At 65.6% G+C, this 24,772-nt stretch carries 13 protein-coding genes and 1 pseudogene; 7 read left to right on the top strand and 7 right to left on the bottom strand.

Features of this window, described 5'->3' with window-relative positions; genetic code table 11:
* Positions 1-228 precede the first annotated feature (228 nt).
* Together QTI66_RS33175 and QTI66_RS33170 are read left to right on the top strand one after the other, a co-directional pair.
* Positions 229-969 (top strand): CoA transferase subunit A, encoded by a 741-nt coding sequence (locus QTI66_RS33175; RefSeq protein WP_286564630.1) that lies wholly within the window; start codon positions 229-231, stop codon positions 967-969.
* A 1-nt stretch (position 970) separates the two neighbouring features.
* Positions 971-1,639 carry a 3-oxoacid CoA-transferase subunit B gene (locus QTI66_RS33170; protein WP_286564629.1) on the top strand — a complete coding sequence of 223 codons (669 nt, stop codon included), beginning with the start codon at positions 971-973 and terminating at the stop codon, positions 1,637-1,639.
* Between the two features lie 126 nt (positions 1,640-1,765).
* Here the strand turns inward: QTI66_RS33170 and QTI66_RS33165 are convergent, their stop codons facing one another.
* The 6 genes and pseudogenes from QTI66_RS33165 to QTI66_RS33140 form a co-directional block, all read right to left on the bottom strand.
* Positions 1,766-3,013: a multidrug effflux MFS transporter gene (locus tag QTI66_RS33165; RefSeq protein WP_286564628.1), complete on the bottom strand. Its 1,248-nt coding sequence runs from the start codon at positions 3,011-3,013 to the stop codon at positions 1,766-1,768.
* A 49-nt stretch (positions 3,014-3,062) separates the two neighbouring features.
* Positions 3,063-3,239 (bottom strand): annotated as a pseudogene (locus QTI66_RS33160) (VOC family protein); the annotation flags it as partial.
* 35 nt (positions 3,240-3,274) lie between these two features.
* Positions 3,275-5,323 (bottom strand): acetyl-CoA carboxylase biotin carboxylase subunit, encoded by a 2,049-nt coding sequence (locus QTI66_RS33155; RefSeq protein ID WP_286564627.1) that lies wholly within the window; start codon positions 5,321-5,323, stop codon positions 3,275-3,277.
* A gap of 133 nt (positions 5,324-5,456) precedes the next feature.
* Positions 5,457-6,989 carry an acyl-CoA carboxylase subunit beta gene (locus tag QTI66_RS33150; RefSeq protein ID WP_286564626.1) on the bottom strand — a complete coding sequence of 511 codons (1,533 nt, stop codon included), beginning with the start codon at positions 6,987-6,989 and terminating at the stop codon, positions 5,457-5,459.
* 57 nt (positions 6,990-7,046) lie between these two features.
* Entirely contained in the window at positions 7,047-9,209 is a 2,163-nt protein-coding gene (scpA, locus tag QTI66_RS33145; protein WP_286564625.1) for a methylmalonyl-CoA mutase, read from the bottom strand.
* A gap of 23 nt (positions 9,210-9,232) precedes the next feature.
* Entirely contained in the window at positions 9,233-10,867 is a 1,635-nt protein-coding gene (locus tag QTI66_RS33140; protein ID WP_286564624.1) for an AMP-binding protein, read from the bottom strand.
* A gap of 352 nt (positions 10,868-11,219) precedes the next feature.
* Between QTI66_RS33140 and QTI66_RS33135 the strand changes: the two genes are divergently transcribed.
* Together QTI66_RS33135 and QTI66_RS33130 are read left to right on the top strand one after the other, a co-directional pair.
* On the top strand, positions 11,220-12,407 hold the full coding sequence (locus QTI66_RS33135; protein ID WP_286564623.1) for an acetyl-CoA C-acyltransferase family protein: 1,188 nt from the start codon (positions 11,220-11,222) through the stop codon (positions 12,405-12,407).
* Positions 12,408-12,418: 11 nt separating this feature from the next.
* On the top strand, positions 12,419-13,072 hold the full coding sequence (locus QTI66_RS33130; protein WP_286564622.1) for a DsbA family oxidoreductase: 654 nt from the start codon (positions 12,419-12,421) through the stop codon (positions 13,070-13,072).
* Positions 13,073-13,162: 90 nt separating this feature from the next.
* Here the strand turns inward: QTI66_RS33130 and QTI66_RS33125 are convergent, their stop codons facing one another.
* Positions 13,163-13,405, bottom strand: coding sequence for an SGNH/GDSL hydrolase family protein (locus QTI66_RS33125; protein WP_286564621.1), 243 nt, complete (start codon positions 13,403-13,405; stop codon positions 13,163-13,165).
* 220 nt (positions 13,406-13,625) lie between these two features.
* Between QTI66_RS33125 and QTI66_RS33120 the strand changes: the two genes are divergently transcribed.
* The 3 genes from QTI66_RS33120 to QTI66_RS33110 all read left to right on the top strand — a co-directional run bounded on the left by QTI66_RS33120 (position 13,626) and on the right by QTI66_RS33110 (position 24,464).
* Positions 13,626-13,883: a type 1 glutamine amidotransferase family protein gene (locus tag QTI66_RS33120; protein WP_286564620.1), complete on the top strand. Its 258-nt coding sequence runs from the start codon at positions 13,626-13,628 to the stop codon at positions 13,881-13,883.
* Positions 13,884-15,012: 1,129 nt separating this feature from the next.
* Positions 15,013-15,723, top strand: a complete 711-nt coding sequence (locus tag QTI66_RS33115) for a sugar transferase (RefSeq protein WP_286564619.1) — start codon at positions 15,013-15,015, stop codon at positions 15,721-15,723.
* A 491-nt stretch (positions 15,724-16,214) separates the two neighbouring features.
* On the top strand, positions 16,215-24,464 hold the full coding sequence (locus tag QTI66_RS33110; RefSeq protein ID WP_286564618.1) for a non-ribosomal peptide synthetase: 8,250 nt from the start codon (positions 16,215-16,217) through the stop codon (positions 24,462-24,464).
* Positions 24,465-24,772: the final 308 nt, after the last annotated feature.

Here is a 24,772-nt window from a genome sequence, read left to right as displayed (position 1 = left end):
CATCTTCCCCGACAACCAGCAAAAGCCCGTCGTCACCTGTGCCCCTTACGGCCCCGAATGGGAGCCTGAGGGTTTCCCGGACCGAGACATCCCCGCTACGAGGGAGGCCCACATTGTGGGTTTGCGTGGGCTGTTCGCCGCAGCGCACCGTGATCTTTGCCGCGCGGCCCTGGCTGCAAACCAGCGCTGAACGCCGCATTGGCAACAACCACACTCTGCAAAGACATCATGGCAAACAAGATTTATCCCTCCGCCGATGCGGCGCTGAAGGGCGTCGTGGCCGATGACCAGTCCCTCGCTGTCGGCGGCTTCGGCGTCTGCGGCATTCCCGAGGCGCTGATTGACGCGCTGCACGACTCGGGCGTCAAGAACCTGACCTGCATCTCCAACAACGCGGGCGTCGACGGCTTCGGCCTCGGCAAACTGCTGGAAACGCGGCAGATCAAGAAGATGGTCGCCAGCTACGTGGGCGAGAACAAGGAGTTCGAGCGCCAGTACCTGGCCGGCGAACTCGAACTCGAATTCACGCCGCAAGGCACGCTGGCTGAAAAGCTGCGCGCCGGCGGCGCGGGCATCCCGGCCTTCTTCACCAAGACCGGTGTCGGCACGCAAGTGGCCGAAGGCAAGGAACTGCGCGAATTCGACGGCGAGACCTACGTCATGGAGCGCTCGCTGGTGCCCGACGTGGCGCTGGTCAAGGCCGACGTGGCCGACAAGTCCGGCAACCTGCGCTTCCGCCTGACGGCGCGCAACTTCAACCCGGCCGCTGCCATGGCCGGCAAGATCTGCATCGTCGAGGTCGAGAAGATCGTCGAGGTCGGCGAACTGGCACCCGACGACATCCACCTGCCGGGCATCTACGTGCACCGCATCGTGCTCAACGCCTCGCCCGAAAAGCGCATCGAAAAGCGCACCGTGCGCGCATCGGCGCCGGTCGACTCCGTGAAGAACAGCAGCAAAGGAAACTGACATGCCCTGGACGCAAGACCAAATGGCCGCACGCGCGGCGCAAGAACTGCAAGACGGCTTCTATGTGAACCTCGGCATCGGCATCCCCACGCTGGTCGCGAACTTCGTCGGCGACAAGGAAGTCTGGCTGCAAAGCGAGAACGGCATGCTCGGCATCGGCCCCTTCCCGACGGAAGATGAAGTTGACGCCGACCTCATCAACGCCGGCAAGCAGACCGTGACCACGCTGCCCGGCAGCGCGATCTTCGGCAGCCACGACAGCTTCGCGATGATCCGCGGCGGCAAGATCAACCTCAGCATCCTCGGCGCGATGCAGGTCAGCGAAAAGGGCGACCTCGCCAACTGGATGATCCCCGGCAAGATGGTCAAGGGCATGGGCGGCGCGATGGATCTCGTGGCCGGCGTCAAGCGCGTGATCGTGCTGATGGAACACGTCGCCAAAAAGAAGGACGGCACCGAGGACCTGAAGATTCTCGAGCACTGCACCCTGCCGCTGACCGGCGTGGGCGTGGTCAACCGCATCATCACCGACCTGGGCGTGATGGACGTGACGCCCGAAGGCCTGAAGGTGGTCGAGATGGCGCCCGGCGTGAGCTTTGACGAACTGCAAGGCAAGACGGGCTGCAAGCTGATCCAAGTCCAGCAATGCACCGGGCTGGAAGAGCGCTGACGCGATTGACCGGCGACGGACATCCCCTGCGCCGTGGGGTCGCACACGAGCCTACCGCAGGGGAACATCCCTTCGTTGCGCCTCGTCGTCGGGGACGAGAGGCAGCACCACGGCGTCATTGCCGCGTCAGGTCTGGGCGACTGCTGCCTCTTGCGCCTTGCGCGTGACGTGGCGTTGCCACAGCAGCAATGCCATGCCGATGCCGGTCAGTGCGGCACAGCCCAGGGCCAGGTGCCACAGGGAATCCCACAGCATGGGTGCGAGGAGACCGGCCACCGCCGCCATCATGCTGTATTGCAGGAACAGTTGGCAGGACGCGGCCAGCCCGGCATTGTGAGGAAAGGGATGCAGCGCGTGGCCCACGAGCAGTGGCATCGACAGGGCGATTGCAAAGGCGTAGGCCGCAATTGGCAACAGATGCATCAGGCTGGGCGGCACCCAAGCGGCCAGCGTGATGTTGAGCACGTTGACCAGGGCAAATCCAGAACAGGCAAGGTACATGGTGCGTTGCGTGCCCCAGCGTTTCAGCAAGCGCGGCAGGTAGAGGAAGCCGGCAATCAGCCCCATCATCATGGGGGTGAAGACCAGGTAGACGTCGGTGGCGGGACGCCCCAGCAAATGCGTCACGAGCTGCGGGCCCGCCGCCACATAGAGATACATGGCCGCCCAGTTGCAGGCGTGCGCCACGCTCAGGCGCATGAACCAGGGTGAACCCAGCACGAGGCGGTAGTTTCGCCACAGGCTGCCCAGTCGTATGGCTTGACGTCGTGCCGGAGGCAGGGTCTCAGGCAGGTGGCGCGCATAGACCAGCAGCAGCACCACGCCCACCGCGCCGAGGAATGCAAATACCGCGCGCCAGCCCCACATCCACGTCAGCCAGCCCCCGAGCATTGGCAGGATGATGGGACCGGCCGTTTGCATCAAGCTGGTGTGGGCAATCATCTTTTGTGCGGCCTCGCCGCTGTACAGATCCCGTATGACGGCGCGGCACAGCACGTGGCCCAGGCCGACGACCAGGCCCTGCACCGTGCGCAAGATCCACAAGTGCCCTATGCGGGTGACCAGCAGGCTCAAGAGCGAGGTCAGCACCAGCACGACCAGGCCGATGAGCAGTGGCTTGCGCCGTCCCCAGGCGTCGGAAAGCACGCCATGCCACAGGCACATGAAGGCATTGGCGACAAAGAACAGCGATACGGTTTGCTGTACTGCAGTGGCAGAGGTGTGCAGATCCTGCTGGATGGACAGGATCGCGGGAAACAGCATGTCCGACCAAAGGGTGGCCAGCGTGCCCATGCAGCCCAGCAACAGAATCGCTTGCAACGAACCGAGGTGCGCCAAGGGGTGTGCGCTACTGGGCGTGGATGGCCGGGGCATGGGTCTGTCCATTCCATCCACTGCAAAGCGGGCTACGGGCAGATTCCCGGGCCGACGCGTTGAAGGCGGCCACGACCTCGGGCAGCGCCTGCACCATCTCCATCAAGCCGCCTTCGCCGACGATCGGGAAGTCGTCATTCGCCCTGGGATGCATGAAGCAGATGTCGAAGCCCGTCGCACGCTTGCGGATGCCGCCCGGGGCGAAGCGTACGCCCTTCGCGCTGAGCATTCGACTGCCACCGGCAGGTGGCGCGCCCGCCATCATGCGAATTCAAGGATCACCTGATCCACCGCCAGCGACTCGCCCTTTTCGGCCGAGATCTTGCCGACCACGCCGTCCTGCGAGGCGAACAGCACGTTCTCCATCTTCATCGCCTCGATGACCGCGAGCTTCTCGCCGGCCTGCACCTTTTGGCCCGGTTGCACCGCCACGTCGACCAACAGGCCGGGCATCGGCGACATCAGGTACTTGCTCAGGTCCGGCGGCGCCTTGTAGGGCATCAGCTTGTACAGTCGCGCGCCCAGCGGCGACAGCACCATTGCCTCGACCTGAGTGCCGTCGTGCGAGATGCGCATTGCCAGCGGATTCTTGCCCACGCCGCGCTCGACCTGCGCCGTGAAGGGCTGGCCGTTGACCATGCCCTGCACGCTGACCGCACCCAACGAGGCATCGCTGCACATCTCGAAGGTCTTGCCGTTCACGGTGACTGCGCTGGAGCCGGTGCTGCCTTCGAAATCGGTCACCGATACCTCGGCATGCGACTGCTTCCCGCCCTCGCCCAGCCTGACCACCACAAACTGCTCGCCAATCTTCACGCCATGGCCATCCAGTTGCCCGCTGATGCCGGACGCACGCGCCCGGTATCGGCGATGCATGAACGCCGCCAGCGCAACGAGGAAATCCGGGTCGCGGTGCGGCACGTCTTCGGCGTGGAACCCCTTGCCGTAGTGCTCGGCGATGAAGCCGGTGTTGAAGTCACCCGTCACGAACTTCGGATGCGCCAGCAGCGCCGCCTGGAACGGGATGTTGCTGCTGATGCCACGGATCACGAAGCCATTGAGCGCTTCACGCATCAGCGAGATGGCGTGTGCGCGATCGCGGCCATGCACGATGAGCTTGGCGATCATCGAGTCGTAGTACATCGGGATCTCGCCGCCGTCGTACACGCCGGTGTCCACGCGAACGCCGTTGAGGTGTTCGGTGTCGGAGGCGAACATCGTCGCCTTGGGCGGCTGGAACTTCACCAGTCGGCCGGTGGAAGGCAGGAAGTTGCGGAACGGGTCTTCCGCGTTGATGCGGCACTCGATCGCCCAGCCGTTGCGCTTGACGTCTTGCTGCGCGAGCGGGAGCTTTTCGCCTGCGGCCACGCGGATCATCAGTTCGACCAGGTCGAGGCCGGTGATGCATTCGGTGACGGGATGCTCCACCTGCAGGCGCGTGTTCATTTCCAGGAAGTAGAAGCTCTGGTCCTTGCCGACCACGAACTCCACGGTGCCTGCGCTCTGGTATTTCACCGCCTTGGCGAGCGCCACGGCCTGCTCACCCATGGCGCGGCGCGTCTCCTCGCTGATGAAGGGCGACGGCGCTTCTTCGATGACCTTCTGGTGGCGTCGCTGGATCGAGCATTCGCGCTCGTTCAGGTAAATGACGTTGCCATGCGAGTCGCCGAGCACCTGGATCTCGATGTGACGCGGCTCCTCGACGAACTTCTCGATGAACACGCGGTCATCGCCGAAGCTGTTGCGTGCCTCGTTGCGGCAAGAGGTGAAACCTTCGAAGGCTTCCTTGTCGTTGAAAGCCACGCGAAGGCCCTTGCCGCCGCCGCCGGCGGACGCCTTGATCATGACCGGATAGCCGATGTCCTTGGCGATATCGACCGCACGCTCGGCCGACTCGATGGCGTCATTCCAGCCGGGGATGGTGTTGACCTTGGCCTCGTTGGCCAGCTTCTTGGAGGCGATCTTGTCGCCCATGGCCGCGATCGAATAGTGCTTCGGGCCGATGAAGATGATGCCCTCTTCCTCGACCTTCCTGGCGAAGCCTTCGTTCTCGGACAGGAAGCCATAGCCGGGATGGACTGCTTCTGCGCCGGTCTGCTTGCACGCGGCAATGATGCGGTCGGCTTGCAGGTAGCTCTCACGGCTGGGCGCTGCGCCGATGTGGACGGCTTCATCCGCCAGTTCGACATGGCGCGACTCCTTGTCGGCATCGGAATAGACGGCCACCGTCAGGATGCCCATCTTCTTGGCCGTTTGAATGACGCGGCAGGCGATTTCCCCGCGGTTCGCGATAAGGATCTTCTTAAACATTTTGGGTCTCCGCGGAGAAACCGCCTGCGCACGCTTCGCGTGCCATGCAATTTGACTTCGTCGCTGCGCCGCTGCGCGGATGGTCACCGCGGTTGGCAATCAGGATCTTCTTGAACATGCTTTTCTACCTGAATCAAAGGGGGATGTTTCCGTGCTTGCGCCACGGGTTCTCGAGCTTCTTGTCGCGCAGCATCACGAGCGAGCGGCAGATGCGCTTGCGCGTTTCGTGCGGCAGGATCACGTCGTCGATGTAGCCACGCGCGCCGGCCACGAAGGGGTTGGCAAAGCGGGTCTTGTATTCGGCTTCACGGGCAGCGAGCTTTTCAGCGTCGTTCTTGTCTTCGCGGAAGATGATTTCCACCGCGCCCTTGGCACCCATCACCGCGATCTCGGCGCGCGGCCAGGCGAGGTTGACGTCGCCGCGCAGATGCTTGGACGCCATCACGTCGTAGGCGCCGCCGTAGGCCTTGCGCGTGATGACGGTGATCTTGGGCACCGTGCACTCGGCGTACGCATAGAGCAGCTTGGCGCCGTGCTTGATGATGCCGCCGTATTCCTGGCTGGTGCCGGGCATGAAACCGGGCACGTCGACAAAAGTCACGACCGGAATGTTGAAGGCATCGCAAAAGCGCACGAAGCGCGCCGCCTTGATGCTGCTCTTGATGTCCAGGCACCCGGCCAGCACCAGCGGCTGGTTGGCAACGATGCCGACCGTCTGGCCTTCCATGCGGCCGAAGCCGATCACGATGTTTTTGGCGTAGTCGGGCTGCAGTTCGAAGAAGTCGCCGTCGTCGACCACCTTCACGATCAGCTCCTTCATGTCGTAGGGCTTGTTCGGGTTCTCGGGAACGAGCGTGTCCAGCGAATGATCGGCGCGGTCGGCCGCATCGCCACTGGGGCGCACCGGCGGCTTCTCGCGGTTGTTGAGCGGCAGGTAGTTGTACAGGCGCCGCAGCATCATCAAGGCTTCGACGTCGTTCTCGAAGGCCATGTCGGCCACGCCGCTCTTGGTCGTGTGCGTGGAAGCGCCGCCGAGCTCTTCGGCCGTCACTTCTTCGTGCGTGACGGTCTTCACCACCTCGGGGCCGGTCACGAACATGTAGGAGCTGTCCTTGACCATGAAGATGAAGTCGGTCATGGCCGGCGAGTACACGGCGCCACCGGCGCACGGGCCCATGATCATGCTGATCTGCGGCACGACGCCGGAAGCCATCACGTTGCGCTGGAACACATCAGCATAACCGCCGAGCGATGCCACGCCTTCCTGGATGCGCGCGCCGCCCGAATCGTTCAGGCCAATGACCGGTGCGCCCACTTTCATGGCCTGGTCCATGACCTTGCAGATCTTCTCGGCGTGCGCTTCGCTGAGTGCGCCGCCGAACACGGTGAAGTCCTGGCTGTAAATGAAAACGAGGCGGCCGTTGATCATGCCGTAGCCCGTGACCACGCCGTCGCCGGGGATCTTCTGCTCGTCCATGCCGAAGTCGACGCAGCGATGCTCGACGAACATGTCCCACTCTTCGAAGGTGTTGTCGTCCAGCAGCAGTTCGATGCGCTCGCGGGCGGTGAGCTTGCCCTTCTTGTGCTGTGAGTCGATGCGTTGTTGTCCGCCGCCAAGGCGTGCCTGCGCGCGCCGTTGTTCGAGAAGTTCGAGGATTTCTTTCATGGTGGTTTGCCTGTCGGTTGTTCTTGAGCCACGCTTGCGTGGATTGCTTCGAAGAGGTCAGCAGGTTGCAGCAGACGCCGCGCGAATCTGTTCCAGCACGTCTTTCGCGCTGGCCGGGATCGGCGTGCCGGGGCCATAGATGCCCTTGACGCCCGCTTCGTACAGGAAGTCGTAGTCCTGCCGCGGAATCACGCCGCCGACGAAGACGATGATGTCGTCGGCGCCCTGCTTCCTGAGCTCTTCGATGATCGCGGGTACGAGGGTCTTGTGGCCGGCGGCCAGCGTGGAGACGCCCACGGCGTGCACGTCGTTCTCGATGGCTTGCCGCGCGCACTCTTCCGGCGTCTGGAACAGCGGGCCCATGTCCACGTCGAAACCGAGGTCCGCGAATGCGGTTGCGACCACCTTCGCGCCGCGGTCATGGCCGTCCTGCCCGAGCTTGGAAATCATCACACGCGGACGGCGGCCCTGCTCTTCGGCGAAGGCGGCGATTTCGTGTTGCAGCGTCTCCCAGCCTTCGGCCGAGTCGTAGGCCGCGGCGTAGACGCCGGTGACCTTCTGCGTGTCGGCGCGGTGGCGGCCGTAGACCTTTTCCAGCGCATCGCTGATCTCGCCGACCGTGGCGCGCAAGCGCACCGCCTGGATGCTCAGTTCGAGCAGGTTGCCCTTGCCGCTGTCGGCCGCGGCGGTGAGCGCGTCGAGGGCGGCCTGCACGGCAGCCGTGTCACGCTTTTCTCGAATCGCCTTGAGCTTGGCAATCTGCCCGTCGCGCACCTTCACGTTGTCGATCTGCAGGATGTCGTGCGTGTCTTCGTTCTTGAGCTTGTACTTGTTGACGCCGACGATGACGTCCTTGCCGGAGTCGATACGCGCCTGCTTGTCGGCCGCCGCGGCTTCGATCTTGAGCTTGGCCCAGCCGCTGTCCACTGCCTTGGTCATGCCGCCCATCGCCTCGACTTCCTCGATGATTTCCCACGCCTTGTCCGCCATGTCCTGCGTGAGCTTTTCCATCATGTAGCTGCCGGCCCACGGGTCGATCACGTTCGTGATGTGCGTCTCTTCCTGGATGATGAGCTGCGTGTTGCGCGCGATGCGGGCGCTGAATTCGGTGGGCAGCGCGATGGCTTCGTCGAGCGCGTTGGTGTGCAACGATTGCGTGCCGCCGAACACCGCCGCCATCGCCTCGATGGTGGTGCGCACGACGTTGTTGTACGGGTCCTGCTCGGTGAGCGACCAGCCGGATGTCTGGCAGTGCGTGCGCAGCATCAGGCTCTTGGCGTTCTTGGGCTCGAACTCCTTCATGATCCGGCACCACAAGAGGCGCGCGGCGCGCATCTTGGCGACTTCCAGATAGAAGTTCATGCCGATGGCCCAGAAGAAGCTCAGGCGTCCGGCGAACCCGTCCACGTCGAGGCCCTTGGCCAGCGCCGTCTTCACGTATTCCTTGCCGTCGGCCAGCGTGAAGGCCAGTTCCAGCGCCTGGTTGGCGCCGGCTTCCTGCATGTGGTAGCCGCTGATCGAGATCGAGTTGAACTTCGGCATGTTCTGCGCCGTGTACTCGATGATGTCGCCGATGATCCGCATGCTCGGCGCCGGCGGAAAAATGTAGGTGTTGCGGACCATGAACTCCTTGAGGATGTCGTTCTGGATGGTTCCGCTCAACTGGTCCTGCGCGACGCCCTGCTCTTCCGCCGCAACCACGTAGCCCGCCAGCACCGGCAACACGGCGCCGTTCATCGTCATCGACACCGACACCTTGTCCAGCGGGATCTGGTCGAACAGGATCTTCATGTCCTCGACCGAGTCGATGGCCACGCCCGCCTTTCCGACGTCGCCGGTCACGCGCGGATGGTCGCTGTCGTAGCCGCGGTGGGTGGCCAGGTCGAAGGCGACGCTCACGCCCTGCCCGCCGGCGGCCAGCGCCTTGCGATAGAAGGCGTTGGATTCCTCGGCGGTCGAAAAGCCGGCGTACTGGCGGATGGTCCAGGGGCGCACGGCGTACATGGTCGCCTGCGGGCCGCGCAGGAAGGGCTCGAAGCCTGGCAGCGTGTCGGTGTACTTCAGGCCTTCGAGGTCGGCCGCGGTGTACAGCGGCTTGACGGCGATGCCGTCCGGCGTCATCCAGTTCAGGGCGTTCACGTCGCCACGGGGCGCGGATTTGGCGGCGGCCTTGTTCCAGGCGTCGAGGGTCGCAGTTTTGAAGTTGGGTTCGTTCGCCATGTTCGTGCGTGCTGTTTCGTTGTTCAGGCGACGTCGCGCAACTCACGCCGCAGGATCTTGCCCACGGTGGACTTGGGCAGGGCTTCAACGAAGGACACGGTCTTGGGCACCTTGTAGCCGGTGAGCAGCGCGCGGCAATGGTCGATGACGTCCTGTTGCGCCAGGCTTGCACCCGCTTCGGTCACGACGAAGAGCCGCAGGGCCTCGCCGGTCTTCAGGTCAGGCACGCCGATGCAGGCACATTCGGCCACACCGGCGCATGCCGTCGCCACGGCCTCGATCTCGTTCGGGTAGACGTTGAAGCCCGATACGATGATCATGTCCTTGATGCGGTCCACGATCTTGAGGAATCCGCGTTCGTCGAAGACGCCGACATCGCCGGTGCGGAAGTAGCCGTCGGGCGTGAAGGCCGCGGCGCTCGATTCGGGCCGCTGCCAGTAGCCGCTCATGACCTGGGGTCCGCTGGCGCAGATTTCGCCGGACTGGCCCAAGGGCACCTCGTGGCCCAGTTCGTCGATCAGCTTGATGTCGGTAGAGGGCAGCGGCAGTCCGGTCGTGCCGGAAAACTCACTGATAAAGGGCGGGTTGATGGACAGGATCGGGCTGGTCTCCGACAAGCCGTAACCCTCCAGGATCAGGCGACCCGTCACTTCCTTCCAGCGCGCCGACGTCGCAGGGATCACCGCGGCCCCACCGCCGATCGCCAGGCGCAGGCTCGAGAAGTCGACCTCCTTGAGCCGGGGATGCGCGGCAAGGCCCGAATACAGCGTGTTCACGCCGGTGAACACGGTCAGGCGCGACTGCTTGAAGATATCGATCAGCCCATCCACGTCGCGCGGACTGGCCACCAGCCAGTTCTCGGCACCGACCGAGAAATAGCTGATGAGATTCACCATCAACGCGAAGATGTGATACAGCGGCAAGGCCGTTACCACCACCTCTTCGCCGGGCCGGATGCTGTCTTGCATGATGGCCTTGAATTGCTCGGTATTGGCGACCAGGTTGCGATGCGACAAGCAGGCGCCCTTCGAAACCCCGGTGGTGCCGCCGGTGTATTGCAGGAACAGCAGGTCGTCGCCGGTGATCACCGGGGCGCTGTAGTTCGAGGGCTTGCCCTCGCGCAAAATGTCCGCCAGGGGCAGCACGCTGGGAAGGCGCGCGTCGCGAGCGGGCCCGGCGACGGGCGTCGCCAAGCCGTCGCCCGGGCTGACCGTGACGATGTTTGCCAGCGCAGTCTCATTGACCACCTCGGCGAGCGTTGCGGTGGATCCGTCGTACGCAACGATGGTCTTGACACCAGCGTCGTTGAGCTGGTGCGCCAGTTCCCTGGCGGTGTAGAGCGGGTTCACGTTGACCTGCACCGCGCCGACGCGGGCGATCCCGAGGAAGACCACCGGGAAGGCCGCCAGATTGGGCATCATGACGGCGACACGGTCGCCCTTGCCGACGTTCAATTCATGCTGCAGGAAGGCGGCGAAGCGTGCTGACAGCCGATCGACGTCGCGGTAGCTCAGGCTCTGTCCGAACGAACGAAAGGCGGTCTTGTCCGCGTACCGGGCCATGGCCTGCTCGAGCAGCGCCACGATGGACCTGTGGACGTCTGCATTGATCTGCGGGGGCACGTTGCCGTACGAATGGAGCCAGGGTCTCTGCGTCATGTTTCTTGTTCCGAATGATCGTTTTGGGGACTGCCTGCAGGCAGGACCTGCAGCTTGGGCGTGCTATTGCGAGCAGCACTGATGCTCTCGCAGGCGTGCGCAGCCTGCATGTCAAATGACGACACCCGTTTAGCATTTGGCGCCAGCGGGGACAAGCGCCCGGACTCGGGAGGCTTGGCGATCGCCGCGCCGCATCGCCGCGTGGCATGAAATGCGAAGCGAATGGCACGAAATGCGGTGCGCCGCGGCGCCGGGTTTCGTACCCTTGTTTCCCGGATGCGGACGACTTTTGCTCGACGCGGCTCGCCCCCGACGGTGTGAGCCCATCCTCCCTCAATTCCAGGAACAATTCATGACCTCTCGCGACATCTTCGTGGTCGGCACCGCCCGCACCGCCATCGGCACCTTTGGCGGATCGCTGAAGGATGTCCCCAACACCCAACTGGCGACCACGGCTGTGAAGGCCGCCATCCAGCGCAGCGGCGTGGCGCCGGAAGCGGTCGGCCACCTCGTGATGGGCAACGTCATTCCCACCGATGTGAAGGACGCATACCTGAGCCGCGTCGCCGCCGTCGACGCCGGCTGCCCCATCGAGACGCCCGCTTTCAACGTCAACCGCCTGTGCGGCTCGGGCCTGCAGGCCATCGTGTCGGCGGCGCAGGCCATCGCGCTGGGCGATTGCGATGTGGCGATCGGCGCCGGCTCGGAATCGATGAGCCGCGGCCCGTACTTCGACACTTCGGCCCGCTACGGTGCCCGCATGGGTGACACCGTGCTGGTGGACTACATGCTCGGCATCCTGCACGACCCGTGGGAAAAGATGCACATGGGCATCACGGCCGAGAACGTGGCCGCGCGCTATGGCATCACGCGCGAGCAGCAGGACGAACTGGCGGTCCTGAGCCAGCAGCGCGCCGCGGCGGCCATTGCGGCGGGCCGCTTCAAGGAGCAGATCGTTCCGGTCGAGGTCAAGACGCGCAAGGGCATCGTGCTGTTCGACACCGACGAGCACGTGCGCGCCGATACCACGGTCGAGACGCTGGCCAAGATGAAGCCGGCCTTCAAGAAGGACGGCCTTGTCACGGCCGGCAATGCGTCGGGCATCAACGACGGCGCCGCCGCGGTCGTGCTGGCCGAAGGCGAGCGCGCGAAGGCGCTCGGCCTCAAGCCGCTGGCGCGCCTGGTCGGCTACGCGCACGCCGGCGTTGAACCGGCGTACATGGGCATCGGCCCAGTGCCGGCCACGCGCAAGGTGCTGGAGCGCACGGGCCTCAAGGTGAGCGACCTCGACGTGATCGAGTCCAACGAAGCCTTCGCGGCGCAGGCCTGCGCGGTCATCAAGGAACTGGGCTTCGACCCGGCCAAGGTCAACCCGAACGGCTCGGGCATTTCGCTGGGCCATCCGGTGGGCGCGACCGGTGCGATCATCACCGTGAAGGCGATTGCGGAACTGCATCGCGTGCAGGGCCGCTATGCGCTGGTCACGATGTGCATTGGCGGTGGCCAGGGCATCGCGGCCATCTTCGAACGCTGCGCTTGACGCAACCCGACATGCAACAACTGGAGCCCACCCTCCACATCGACGTCTACCTCGACCTGATCTGTCCCTGGTGCCTGATCGGCAAGAAGAATCTGGAGCGGGCGCTGGCGAAATTCACCAGCGTCCCTGGTCATCCGTCGGTGCAGGTGCATTGGCGCTCGGTGCAACTGATCCCGGACCTGCCGACGGACGGCGTGGACTTCGAAGCGTTCTACCAGCAGCGCCTGGGGAGCGTCGAACGCATGCGTGCCCGTCAGGCGCAGGTACGAGCGGCTGCGGGGCAGGCTGGTACGGAAGTGCGTTTCGACCGGATTCGCCGCTTTCCCAACACGCTGCTCGCACATCGGATGCTGGCCTATGCCAAGGAGCAGTTGTCATCCGCGCAACTGGATGCGCTGCTGGACGCGCTGTTGGTGGGCTATTTCCAGCAAGGCGCCGACATCGGGGATGAAGCCACCCTGTCGGACATCGGCAGCCGCCACGGGCTCGATCACGCCGCATGGAAGACCTGGATGGCTGCCCGCCCTCCAAAGCTGGAACGTGCGATCAGCGTGCCCTTGTTTGTGTTCAATCGAGGGATGTCACTCAGCGGTGCGCAGCCGGCGGATGTACTGCTGGAGGCCATGGGCGACGCCCTCGCCGCCACGCGCATCCCGATAGACTGAGCTGGGCACTGTCCAGCGCCGATCGGTCGGCGCATCGAGCGTTGCGTCCCTCGCGAGCAGGCGAGCATGCTGTCGCTGCGATTTGCGCTGTCATGCGTGAACGGCTCCGCTACTGAACAGCTGCAGCGAAACCGACCCGCCCATCGCATGGTACCCGGCGCCGCTGGGGTGCAGGTGGTCGCCGCTGTCGTAGAGCGGCAGCAAGCGGGACGGGTGGCCGACATCGCGTACGGTCATGTCGAAGTCGATCACGCCGTTGTACTCGCCGCTGGCGCAGATCCAGTTGTTGACCGCCTGGCGCTTGCGCCTTCGGCGCAGTAGTCGCCAGCGCACTCGAACGGCGGAAGCGTGGCGCCGAAGATGCACACCCCCTTGTGATGCGCGCGCCCGGAATCGCCGAGCGCGGCGAGCGCCGACGCCCCGCTCCCGGTGAGCACGTCCACCGCGGTCAGGAAGAAATACGACTGCACTGTGCACGTCACGGGCGGGACGGGCATGCCGGTGTAGTCGCCGCACTGCGACAGGCAGATGGCCTGCAGCGCAAAGGAGGCCGGTGGCCGATGCTTCAGTGAAGGACTGGCTGGCCGAAAAATCCCGGCCTGCATTGCTGCCGTCCACGGCACGGCCCGACGAGATCGTGGCCTCGAAGATGCCCTCCAACGCCGAACAGGAAATGAAGCAGCGCGGCGGGTTCTACGGGAAAGCCTGGCTTCCGTTCGTCTCGAATGTCGTCGTTGATGGCCTGATGGTGACCGGCCAAAATCCTTGGTCGGCCAAGGCGACAGCGGAGCAGGTGGCCGTCTTGCTGTGACCATCCAGGCCTGCGCAGGGCATGCACCCGCCGATTGCTGAGTCCCCGCCTCGTGACGGCAAAACTGCTTGACGGGTGCAGGTCCACAGCCCGGACAAGGCTGGGCCCGCCCGCGACACGCGGCATTGGCTTTTTTGGGGTTTCTGGTTCGTGAGCAGGATCGAATCGTTCACGAAGCACCTGCGGCGTTTTCACGCCGTCCTGGCGGGAAGACATCGCGGCCATAGAGCCCCGGAGGCGAAACCCCAGCGGCGAGCATCATGCTTTTCCAGAACAACACTTGCCTTCATACCGTGGGGGTGTCAGAAGCAACCTGGTCTGGCTTCAACAGCCCTCCGCTCACTGCTGAGCGCACGCCACGCCACGCGCAGTGCCTCAGGAGTCCAGCGGACCAGAACCAGCGACCTGAGGCCCTTCTGCCCAGGGCGCTCACGCGCTGAACGATTTCATACTTAATGATTACAATCATTGTCAAATGTGAGATTTTCCCATTTTTCCGCCCACGTCGAAGCCAAGGATGACCCAGCTTTTCGCGACCCCATCGCGCAAAGACGCACTGCCGCGAAGCAGCGGGGATGGGGCTGCAGCGCGCCGGGGAGCAAGACAAGAACTGGCGCGACGCACGCTTGGGGTCGGCCACACCCAACAAATGCCGATCGTCATTGAGGTCCCTCGCCCGATCCGCTGGGGACAACCGGGCATCGGCAGCATCGCACCGCGGGCGAGTCGGACCGCGCCGGTTCAAGGCGGCATGGCTCGTGAGACGGCGGCCATGACACGTCGCGATCGATACAACACCTTCGGCGAAGCCATCTGTCTCAGCGCGCCGCCGCCCGGCCCCCACGCGTCGAATCCGCCTGCCTCGCCCATCCCGGGCGCTGTTTCGGGTCCAACGGCGACGGGAATTGCGGCTTCTACAGGCACGTGCCCGGATGGCGGCTTCGCGCTGACCGCGGATCCCGGTGGCAGCAGCCCCAGCGCTGGCAATGGATCCGGTGGTGGTGGGGCCGGGATTGGTCCTGCAGCAAGCGGGCCTGGAGTTGGCAGCGCTGAGGGCGGAACGGGCGGCGGTGGCGGTCCCGGTGGCGGCGCGGCGGGTCCCGGCGGCGGCGTACCGGGCGGCTCTTTCATGCTGGAGCATCCAGTCCAAGCCGTCACGCCGGGCAGTTGCCCGGATCCCGTCGACCCCCAACAGGAATTCCTGTCGGAACCCTGCTGCCTCACACCTTTTCAGCGCGTGCTCAAACGCTCAGTCGACATTGCCGGAGCGTTGGCCTTCTTCGTATTCCTCTGGCCGCTCTATCTACTTGTCGCCGCGGCCGTGCTCGTCGGAACGGGCGGGCCGGTGCATTATTGGCAGACTCGCCTGGGTCAGGGCGGCCGCCCCTTTCGTTTCTATAAATTCCGTTCGATGGTGAAGGGGGCAGAAGAAGTCCTCGAGCGTCATCTGGAGAACGACGCGGCAGCGCGAACCGCATGGAACGAATTTCAGAAGCTGGAAAACGATCCACGCGTCACGCGCGTCGGCCGGATCATCAGAAGGTTGAGCCTGGACGAGTTGCCACAGTTCTTCAACGTCCTGAAGGGCGATATGAGCTTGGTGGGTCCTCGCCCTTGCCTGGTTCGCCAGCGCAGCCTGTACGGCCGCACTTGGGGGCACTATTGCCACATGCGGCCCGGCATCACCGGCCTGTGGCAGGTGAGCGGTCGCAATCGGCTTCCCTTCGCTGCCCGCGTCGCCCTTGACGCTCGATATGCAGCGGAGTGGACGTGGCGACTCGACGCAACGATTCTCGCGCGCACGGTCCTGGTCGTTCTGCGCGGAGAGGGGTCGTCCTGACCACCCGCGTCCATCCGCCCCCCTCTGCAAGAGGTCATGTCGAGCATTGGGGCGCGTTGCGCTCACGTCTTCGGCGGCAAAACGCAGGATTCGGCCGCCGCTGCTGGCCACCCGGGCGCAAAAAAAACCGCCGGATGGACTTGTATCCAGCTGTTGGCGTTCCTGGTGGCCGCGCTGCTCAACTTGGCTTTGCCAGAAGAATTCCTGGAGCGGCCGGCGTCGGCGGTTGGCCAAGGCGTGGTGGCCATGACACGACGCGCGTAGCCGCAGCATTGGACGTCCAAATGGAATTTGCTGAACCAAAGGTGGGAACCCGTCCTACGGTGCCAGCAAACGGCGTCGCTACATTCGGTTACGCGGCGTCAATTCGCTCGCATCGCCCGTTTGTCCATATTGCTTGCTGCTGCGTGAGCGTGCTTTACACACGCGACCACGCAGCACACACTATGAAACAAATGTGACAAATAACTACTAAAGGCGAAAGGGTTGGCGTGACCGATCTGGAACCAACGAACCTGCGTGGGGTATTGGAATTTCATGCAGGGGCCCGACCTTCGGCGCCCGCCCTGCTCTCGCCGGGGCATCCCTCGCTCAGTTACTCACAATTGCTTGCCGCCGCAGACCAGGTGCGGCTTTGGCTGGCATCCTTTGGCCTGGACTCCAGATCCCGCATTGCCGTGGTGTTGCCGACCGGCCTGCCGCTGGCCCTGGCAAACATCACCCTGGCCTGCACCGCGACAGTCATACCGCTGCACCCCGGACTGACGCCGCCCGAGTTGGAGGCCCTGGCACATGACGCACGCGCCAACGCCGTATTGGGCCAGCCGGGCGACGACGTGGTGACAGCCCTTGCCCGGCAACTGGGCGTGCCGGCGCTCCCCTTCGAGCTGTCAGGGTTCCTGCAGGCGCCGGCCGATCCGTCGAAGCACCTGGACCACCGCGCCTCGCCGGCCCCCGGGGACACCGCCTTCGTCCTCTTCACCTCCGGCACGAGCGGAAAGCCCAAGCGCGTACCGCTCACCCACCAACAGATCCTGGCGTCAGCGCGCAACATCGGCCATCACCTGGCCATGACGCAGGACGATTGCGGGCTGCTGGTGATGCCGCTCTTCCACGCCCATGGCCTGATCGGCGGCCTGCTGACGCCGCTGGTCGCCGGCTCCCCGGTGGTGTGCACGCCTGGATTTGACGCGGACAACTTTGTGCAGTGGATCACCCGGTTCGTGCCCACCTGGTACACCGCCGCGCCCTCCATCCACCAGGCCATCGCAGACTTGGGTGCCAGGCTGGGGCCGGCGTGGCCAGAGCATCGCCTGCGCTTTGTCCGCTCGGCGTCTTCGGCGCTTTCGTCCGCCCTGCTGGGCCAGCTGGAAGCGCTGTGGAAGTCCTGCGTCATCGAGTCCTACGGGATGACCGAGTCGGCCACCCAGATGGCCAGCAACCCGTTGCCTCCCGGTACCAGAAGGTTGGGCTCGGTCGGTCCTGCGGCGGGGGCCGAGCTTCGCGTGATCGGCAAGGATGGATACGACCAGCCTTGCGGCAGTGTGGGACGCATCGTCGCGCGCGGGCCGGCCCTGTTTTCCGGGTATGAGGACGCGCCGGAACTGAACCGCGAAGCCTTCCATGACGGGTGGTTCATCACCGGCGACCTGGGCTGGACAGGGACCGACGGCCACATCTACATCACCGGGCGAGCGTCCGAAATCATCAATCGCGGCGGCGAAAAGATTGCGCCCCATGAGATCGAGCAGGCCCTGCTGGCCTTGCCGGCCGTCGCCCAGGCCGTGGCTTTTCCCGCGCCGCATCCGACGCTGGGCGAGGACGTGCACGCGGCCGTGGTCCTGACACACAACGCGTCGGCCGACCCGCGCGCCCTGCGCCGCGCATTGTTCGGGGCCTTGGCCGACTTCAAAATCCCCGCGTGCATCCACCTGCTCGAAAAGATCCCCACTGGCGTGGGCAGAAAAGTGCAGCGGCGGCGGATGCACGAGCAACTTCAGTTCATCCCCCGCCTGCAGCCGGCGGCGACCGGGCCGCGAGCGCCCTTGACGCCCTTGCAGGCACGCATGGCCGCCCTGTTTGCCCAGATCCTGCGCCGGCCCCTGGGCGACACGGATGCAAATTTCCTGGCGATGGGCGGCGATTCGTTATCGGCCGCGCGGCTGGCGCTCGCGGTCAACCGGGACTGCGGTGTGGCGATCTCCGTGGCCCATGTGCTGGCAGCACCGTCGGTCACCGAGTTTGCGGCGCTGGTGCAGGCCGCCATCGACGACGTGGCTGCACGCGGCAGCGCGGTTCATGCCGCATCCGGCTCGCCGGGCCATGCCGACAACGACGCCGACGGCGATGCACCCCTGTCATTTGCGCAGGAGGGCCTCTGGTTCGTCGATCAACTCGGCGGCGGAAATCCGGCCTACAACATCCACTCGGTCACCCGCCTGCATGGCCGTCTCGATGTCGATCGACTCCAGCAAAGCCTCGGTGCACTGCTGGCCCGCCATGCCGGCCTGCGAACCGGATTCCACGCCACGGACAGCGCACCCGTCCAGCGGGTGATTCCGCCAGCGCTCGCGGCGGAGCGCTTCCGTCTGCGTCAAGTGGCGCTTCCGGAACGTGCAGACGAGGCGGCGCACATCGCCGCCGTCATTGCCGAGCCTTTCGATCTCTCGCAGGCGCCCTTGCTGCGTGCCGCTCTCTTGCGGATTTCGGGCGACGAGCACGTGCTCGTGCTGGTTGCCCACCACATCGTGGTGGACGGATGGTCGATGACCCTTCTTCATCGCGACCTGGGCCAGTGCTACGCGCTCGACGCGCCGGCGCTCCCCGGCTTGCCGCTGTCCTTGCGTGCGCATGCCCGGTTGCAGCGCCAGCACTTTGAGCGCGGCGACATGCAAGCCGCTCTGGACTTCTGGCGCAAGAACCTGCGCGATGTGCACGCCCTGGAAGTCCCCGCTGACAGGCCCCGTCCAGCCAAGGCCGGATACGAGGGCAAGACACACGATTTCCGCATCGAGCCCGCGCTCGCCACGGCCCTGCGCAGACTCGCAAAGGAGCAGCACGTCACACTGTTCACGGCCATGCTGGCCGCGTTCCAGGCGCTGCTGCTGCGCTACACCGGCCAGACCGACATCGCCATTGGCGTGCCTGTGGCGGGACGCGACGATCCTCGCCTGTTCGACACGGTTGGCCATTTCGTCAACACGGTGGTGGTTCGCGCCGACCTCCAGTCCGAGCCCGGATTTGTCGAGCTGATCCGTCGCAATCGCCAGGCGCTGTTCGAAGTGCTGACGCACCAGCACATGCCATTCGAACGCCTGGTGGCCGACCTCGGCCCACAACGCGACCCGGGCCGCAATCCGCTGTACCAGGTCTCGTTTTCGCTGGAGAACTTCGCACATCGATCGCTCGAGCTTGACGGGCTGCGCAGCGAGCGCCTGGGCGTGCACTCCGAGTGCGCCAAGTTCGACCTGTCGCTCACAGTGACCGAGACAGGCCCTGGCGCGCAGGCGCATCTGGACGCCGAGATCGAGTACCGCACCGACCTGTTCACGCCGCACACCATCGAACGCATGGCGGCGCACTTCGGCACGCTCCTGGCCGCCATGGTCGAGGAGCCCGCTCGCGCGGTCACCCGGCTGCCGCTGATGGACGCTGCCGAGCAGCAACGCATGCTGGTCGAGTGGAATGGCCCGGCGCTTGCGCCAACGCACCCTCCCAACGTGCACGCGCTTTTTCGCGCGCAGGCACGGCGGACGCCTGAAGCGGTGGCACTGCGCTTCGGCGAGCAAACCATGCGCTATGCCAGGCTCGACGCGTTGTCGGATCGGCTCGCACACGAACTGCGCCGAAGGGGCGTGTGCCCCGGAAGCGTGGTCGGCCTGTGCATGCCGCGCAGCTTCGGCCTGGTCGTCGGACTGCTCGCCCTGCTGAAGGCCGGCGGCACCTACCTGCCGCTGGATCCGGAGCATCCGCCCGAGCGGCTGCGGGCCATGCTCGCCGATGCGGCGCCGCGCTTCGTGCTGGCCGATACGCAACCGGCCTTGCGCCTGCGCGAGCTGGATGCCATGGTGAAGCACGCGATCATCGAAGTGCCGGCCAACGGCGGAACCCTGTCGGTCGACGCCGTGCCAGCGGTGCAGGACCTGACGCGGCCCGAGCACATCGCCTACCTGATCTTCACGTCTGGCTCCACCGGCACACCCAAGGCCGCGCAGTTGACGCATGGCGGCCTGGCCAATCACGTGCAGTGGATGCAGCACACGCTCGACCTGGTGCCGGAAGACCGCGTGCTGCAAAAGACCTCCATCAGCTTCGACGCTTCGATCTGCGAGTTCTTCGCGCCCCTGGCTTGCGGCGCGCAGATCGTGCTGGCGCAGCCCGAGGTCCACCGCGACATGCAGCAGTTGGCGGCCACGCTGCACGAGGACGCCATCAGCGTCGTGCAGTTCGTTCCTTCCGAAATGCGCGTGATCCTCGACGAAGCGCCGTTGGCCCAATGCACGAGCCTGCGCTATGTGCTGTGCGGCGGCGAAGCCCTGGACCGCGACCTGGCGCTCGCCTTCAGGCGGTGCCTGCCGGCTGCGCGGCTGGGCAACTTCTACGGGCCGACGGAAACCACGATCGACAGCGCCTGGTTCGAGGTGGGCGACGCGGTGCCCGAGCGCACCGTCGTGCCCATCGGCCGTCCGGTGGCGAACGCGCAGCTCTACGTACTCGACGCGCATCTGCAGCCGCAACCCGTGAACGTGCCGGGCGAGCTGTATGTGGGCGGCCTGGGCGTGGGGCGTGGCTATCTCAACCGGCCCGATCTCACCGCAGAGCGCTTTGTGCCGAACCCCTTCCGGCCCGGCGAACGCATGTATCGCACGGGCGACCTGGCGCGCTGGCTGGACGATGGTGTCGTTGAATTCATCGGGCGCGACGACCAGCAGGTCAAGCTGCGGGGCTTCCGCGTCGAATTGGGCGAGATCGAGGCCGGCTTGAACGCTTGCCGTGGCGTGAAGATGTGCGCGGTGCTGCTGCGCGAAGACGTGCCCGGGCAACGCGAACTCGTCGCCTATGTCACCCTCGACGCCACGACCGGCGCCAATGCGCACGACCTTCGCACGCAGTTGCGCGCCAGGCTGCCGCAGCAAATGGTCCCCGCGACCTTTGTGTTCCTGCCGCAAATGCCACGCCTTGCCAATGGCAAGGTCGACCGTCGCAAACTTCCGCGCCCCGAAAGCGGTTGCGTCACAGCGGATGAGGTCGCCCCCCGGTCCCCGCTGGAGGAAGGCTTGCAGGCCATCTGGCAGCACGTCCTGGGCAAATCAGGCTTCGGGATCCGCACCAACTTCTTCGACCTGGGGGGCCACTCCCTTCTTGCAACGCAGATCGTGTCGCGCGTGCGCGCCCTTTTCAGGATCGAGCTGCCCGTGCGCAGCATCTTCGAACATCCGACCATCGAAGGGCTGGCCCGGCTCCTGGACGGCCATCCCGGCGTGCCGCCCCTTGGCGAAAGCGCGGCACTCGCACCCCTTGCCGCAGTCTCCCGCGCGCAGCCCTCAATGGTGTCCTTCTCCCAGCGGCGCATCTGGCTGCTGCATGCCATCGACCCGCGCGGCGCGGCCTACAACATGTGCGAGGCGTTGCGCCTGCGCGGCCCCTTGCAGCGCGCGGCGCTGCGCCGGGCGCTCGACCAGATGGCCCTGCGGCACGAAGCCTTCAGCACCACCTTCGAGTCCGGCGAATCCGAGCCCGTGGCCATCATCGGCAAGCCGCAGCCGGCCGTGCTGACCGAAGTCGACGGGCGCGATTGGCCCGAGGCCGAACGGGATGCGCAGTTCGAGCGGCAGGCCGCGGGCATCGCAGCGCAGCCTTTCGACCTCGCACACGGGCCCCTGCATCGCTTCATCCTCGTGCGCCTCGCCGACGACGACCATGCGCTCGTGATGGTGATGCACCACATGATCGGCGACGGCTGGTCGTGGAGCGTGCTGTTGCGTGAATTGCAGGCGCTCTACAACGCGGCGGTGCTAGGCAAGGAGGCTCGCCTGCTGGCACGCGCCATCGACTTCGTCGACTTTGCGAGCTGGCAACGCGAGCATATCGACGACGGGGTGCTGGCCGCCCAGACCCGCTACTGGCTGCGGCAGCTGGCCGGATGGGGCCCGCTGGAATTGCCCGCCGACACCCCGGCGACCCAGCGGCTGTCCAGCCAGGGGGCGCGGGTACGGATCGACCTTTCGCCAGCCTGGGTCGAGCGCGTGCAAGGCTTCAGCGCGCAGCACAGCGCGTCGCCTTTCATGAGCCTGCTGGCGGCCTTCCAGTTCCTGCTGTCGCGCTACTGCGGGCAGGACGACGTCGCCGTGGGCACGCCCATCGCCGGACGCACGCGGGTCGAGGCGGAGGAACTGGTGGGCTCGCTCATCAACACGCTGGTGCTGCGCTGCCAGGTTCGGCCGGAGCAGGACTTCCGCGCACTGCTGGCGCAGGTGCGCGAGACCAGCCTGTCGGCTTTCGCGCACCAGGACGTGCCGCTGGACTACCTCGTGGAACGCCTGCGCAGGCAGGCGCCCGGCACCCGGGTGCCCGAGCTTCGCGTGATGTTCAACGTGCTCAACGCACGCCGTGAGCCGGTGCAACTGGAGGGGCTGGATGTGCAGTTCCTCTCTCTCAGCCTGGGCGCGACCCAATTCGACCTGGGGTTGACCGTCGACATCGAGGGCGAACGTGCCATGTTCCTGACCTACTCGACCGAGCTCTTTTCGGCCGCGACGGCGCAGGCGCTGCTCGACAACTACGCGCACCTGATGGAACGGCTGATCGCGTCGCCCGACGTTCCCTTGCAGGGCCTTGCCGTGCCCGGTCCCCGGCAACTCGCCCTGTTGGCATCCTGGAACCACACGGACGTCGACCGGCCGCGCGGACAGACGGTACACGGACTGCTGTCCAGTCACTGCGCTTCCGACGCCATGGCACTGCGCCAACTGCCCGGCGCCAGCCTGCACTATGCGCAACTCTGGTCACGCGTGCATCGGCTGACCCATGCCTTGCGCGCCCGGGGCGTGCAACGCGGCACGCGCGTCGGGCTTTGCCTGGAACGCGACCCCACCATGGTCGTCGCGCAACTGGCGGTGCTGATGGCGGGCGCCGCCTATGTGCCGCTGGACCCCGCCTATCCGCGGCAACGCCTGCACGACATGGCGCTGGATGCTGGCCTCGTCTTGCTGCTGACCGGTCAGCAAAAGGCCTCCCACTGGGAAGAACTCGAATTGCCGACGATGCTGCTGGATTCGCCGGTGGACCCCACGGCGCACCCCGACACTGCGCCGCCTCCCGACAGCGCGCGCGACGCCGGCCCCGACGATCCGGCCTATGTGATCTACACCTCCGGCTCCACCGGCAAGCCCAAGGGCGTGGCCGTGCCGCACCGCGCGGTGGTGAACTTCCTGCTGTCGATGCAGCGCGAGCCCGGACTGCGTGCCGGCGACGTGCTGCTGGCCGTCACCACCTTGAGCTTCGACATCTCGGTGCTCGAGCTCTTGCTGCCGCTGTCCGTGGGCGCCACGGTCGTGCTCGCAACGCGCGAGCAAGCCAGCAACGGCCTGTCATTGAACGCCCTGCTCGACCGTTCCGAAGCGACCGTGATGCAGGCGACGCCCTCCACCTGGCGGCTCCTGATCGACGCCGGATGGATGGGAGGCCCCGCATTCAAGGCGCTCATCGGCGGCGAGAGTCTCAGTCTGCACATGGCACAGGCCCTGTCGTGCCGTGCGGGCGAAGTCTGGAACATGTACGGCCCCACCGAAACCACGGTGTGGTCCACCTGCTGGAAAGTGCCCAGGCCAGCGCAGGCCATGTCGATCGGCCGCCCCATCGCCAACACGCGCTTGCACGTGCTGGACGAACATGGCAACTGTTGCCCCGTCGGCGTGTCGGGCGAAATCTTCATTGGCGGCGACGGCGTGGCACTGGGCTACCTGGCGCGGCCCGAGCTGACGGCCGACCGGTTCGTCCCGGAGCCCTTCGGCACGGCGCCCGGCGCACGCATGTACAAGACGGGCGACCGGGGCCGCTGGCGCCACGATGGCACGCTCGAGCACCAGGGCCGGCTCGACTTCCAGGTGAAGCTGCGCGGCCACCGCATCGAACCCGGCGAGATCGAAGCGCAACTGCAAGCGCACCCCGAGGTGTCGCAGTGCCTGGTGATGGCGCGCGAAGACCGGCCGGGCGATGCCCGCCTGGTCGCCTATGTGGTGACCGCCGACGGCACCTGCGACGCCCCGGCGCTCAGGGAGCACCTGCGCGCGACCTTGCCCGACTACATGCTGCCGCAGCACTTCGTGGCGCTGCAGGTGCTTCCGCTGCTGCCGAACGGAAAGATCAATCGCGCCGCGCTTCCGCCGCCCAGCCGCGAAACGCGCACGGTGCGAAGCATGCGGCCAGGACATCGCTCGCCGGCAGAAGGCGCGCTCGCCAGGCTCTGGGCCGACGTGCTGGACCTGCAGGTCGAGGACATCGAACCGCACGACAACTTCTTCGACCTGGGCGGCGACTCGCTGAAGGCCGCACGCATCGTCATCCTGTTCGAACGGGAATGGGGTGTTCGCATGGAGTCCAGGCGGCTGCTGTTCGAAACGCTCTCCCAACTGGCGAGCGGGGTCGATGTCGAACGGGTCGCGGAACAGATGGTGCAGGCCACGCCTTTGTCCGAAGGCGGCACGGCCTGGTGGAAGCGGTTCGTCGAGATCAGGCGGTGACGCCCGGCAGGCTGTTGACGCCCGCACGACATGCAGGTTCGCGAGTTCGCGAGGTGTCGGCAGATTGCGCGCGATCAAGCCTCCCATGCAGTGCATGGGTTTGCCAATGTTGCGTGCAACTCCAGCGCAGACCTTGCCGCCGTACCCGGAAGTTGATCGAATTGTCGGTTGAACGCACAATCGTCGAGCCGGCAACGAAAACGAGGCTGACTACTGAGAGAACAGGCTCTGGCAACTGCACTTCGCAAGCGACAAGCGACTGGCCTTACGAGAACTCGAGCCCACTGTTCCTGATGCACCCGTTGCCT

It is taken from the genome of Variovorax brevis (assembly GCF_030317105.1).
Taxonomy (GTDB): Bacteria; Pseudomonadota; Gammaproteobacteria; order Burkholderiales; family Burkholderiaceae_C; genus Variovorax; species Variovorax brevis.
The sequence above is the reverse complement of the archived record's forward strand: the minus strand, read 5'-3'. Positions and strand labels throughout refer to the sequence as shown.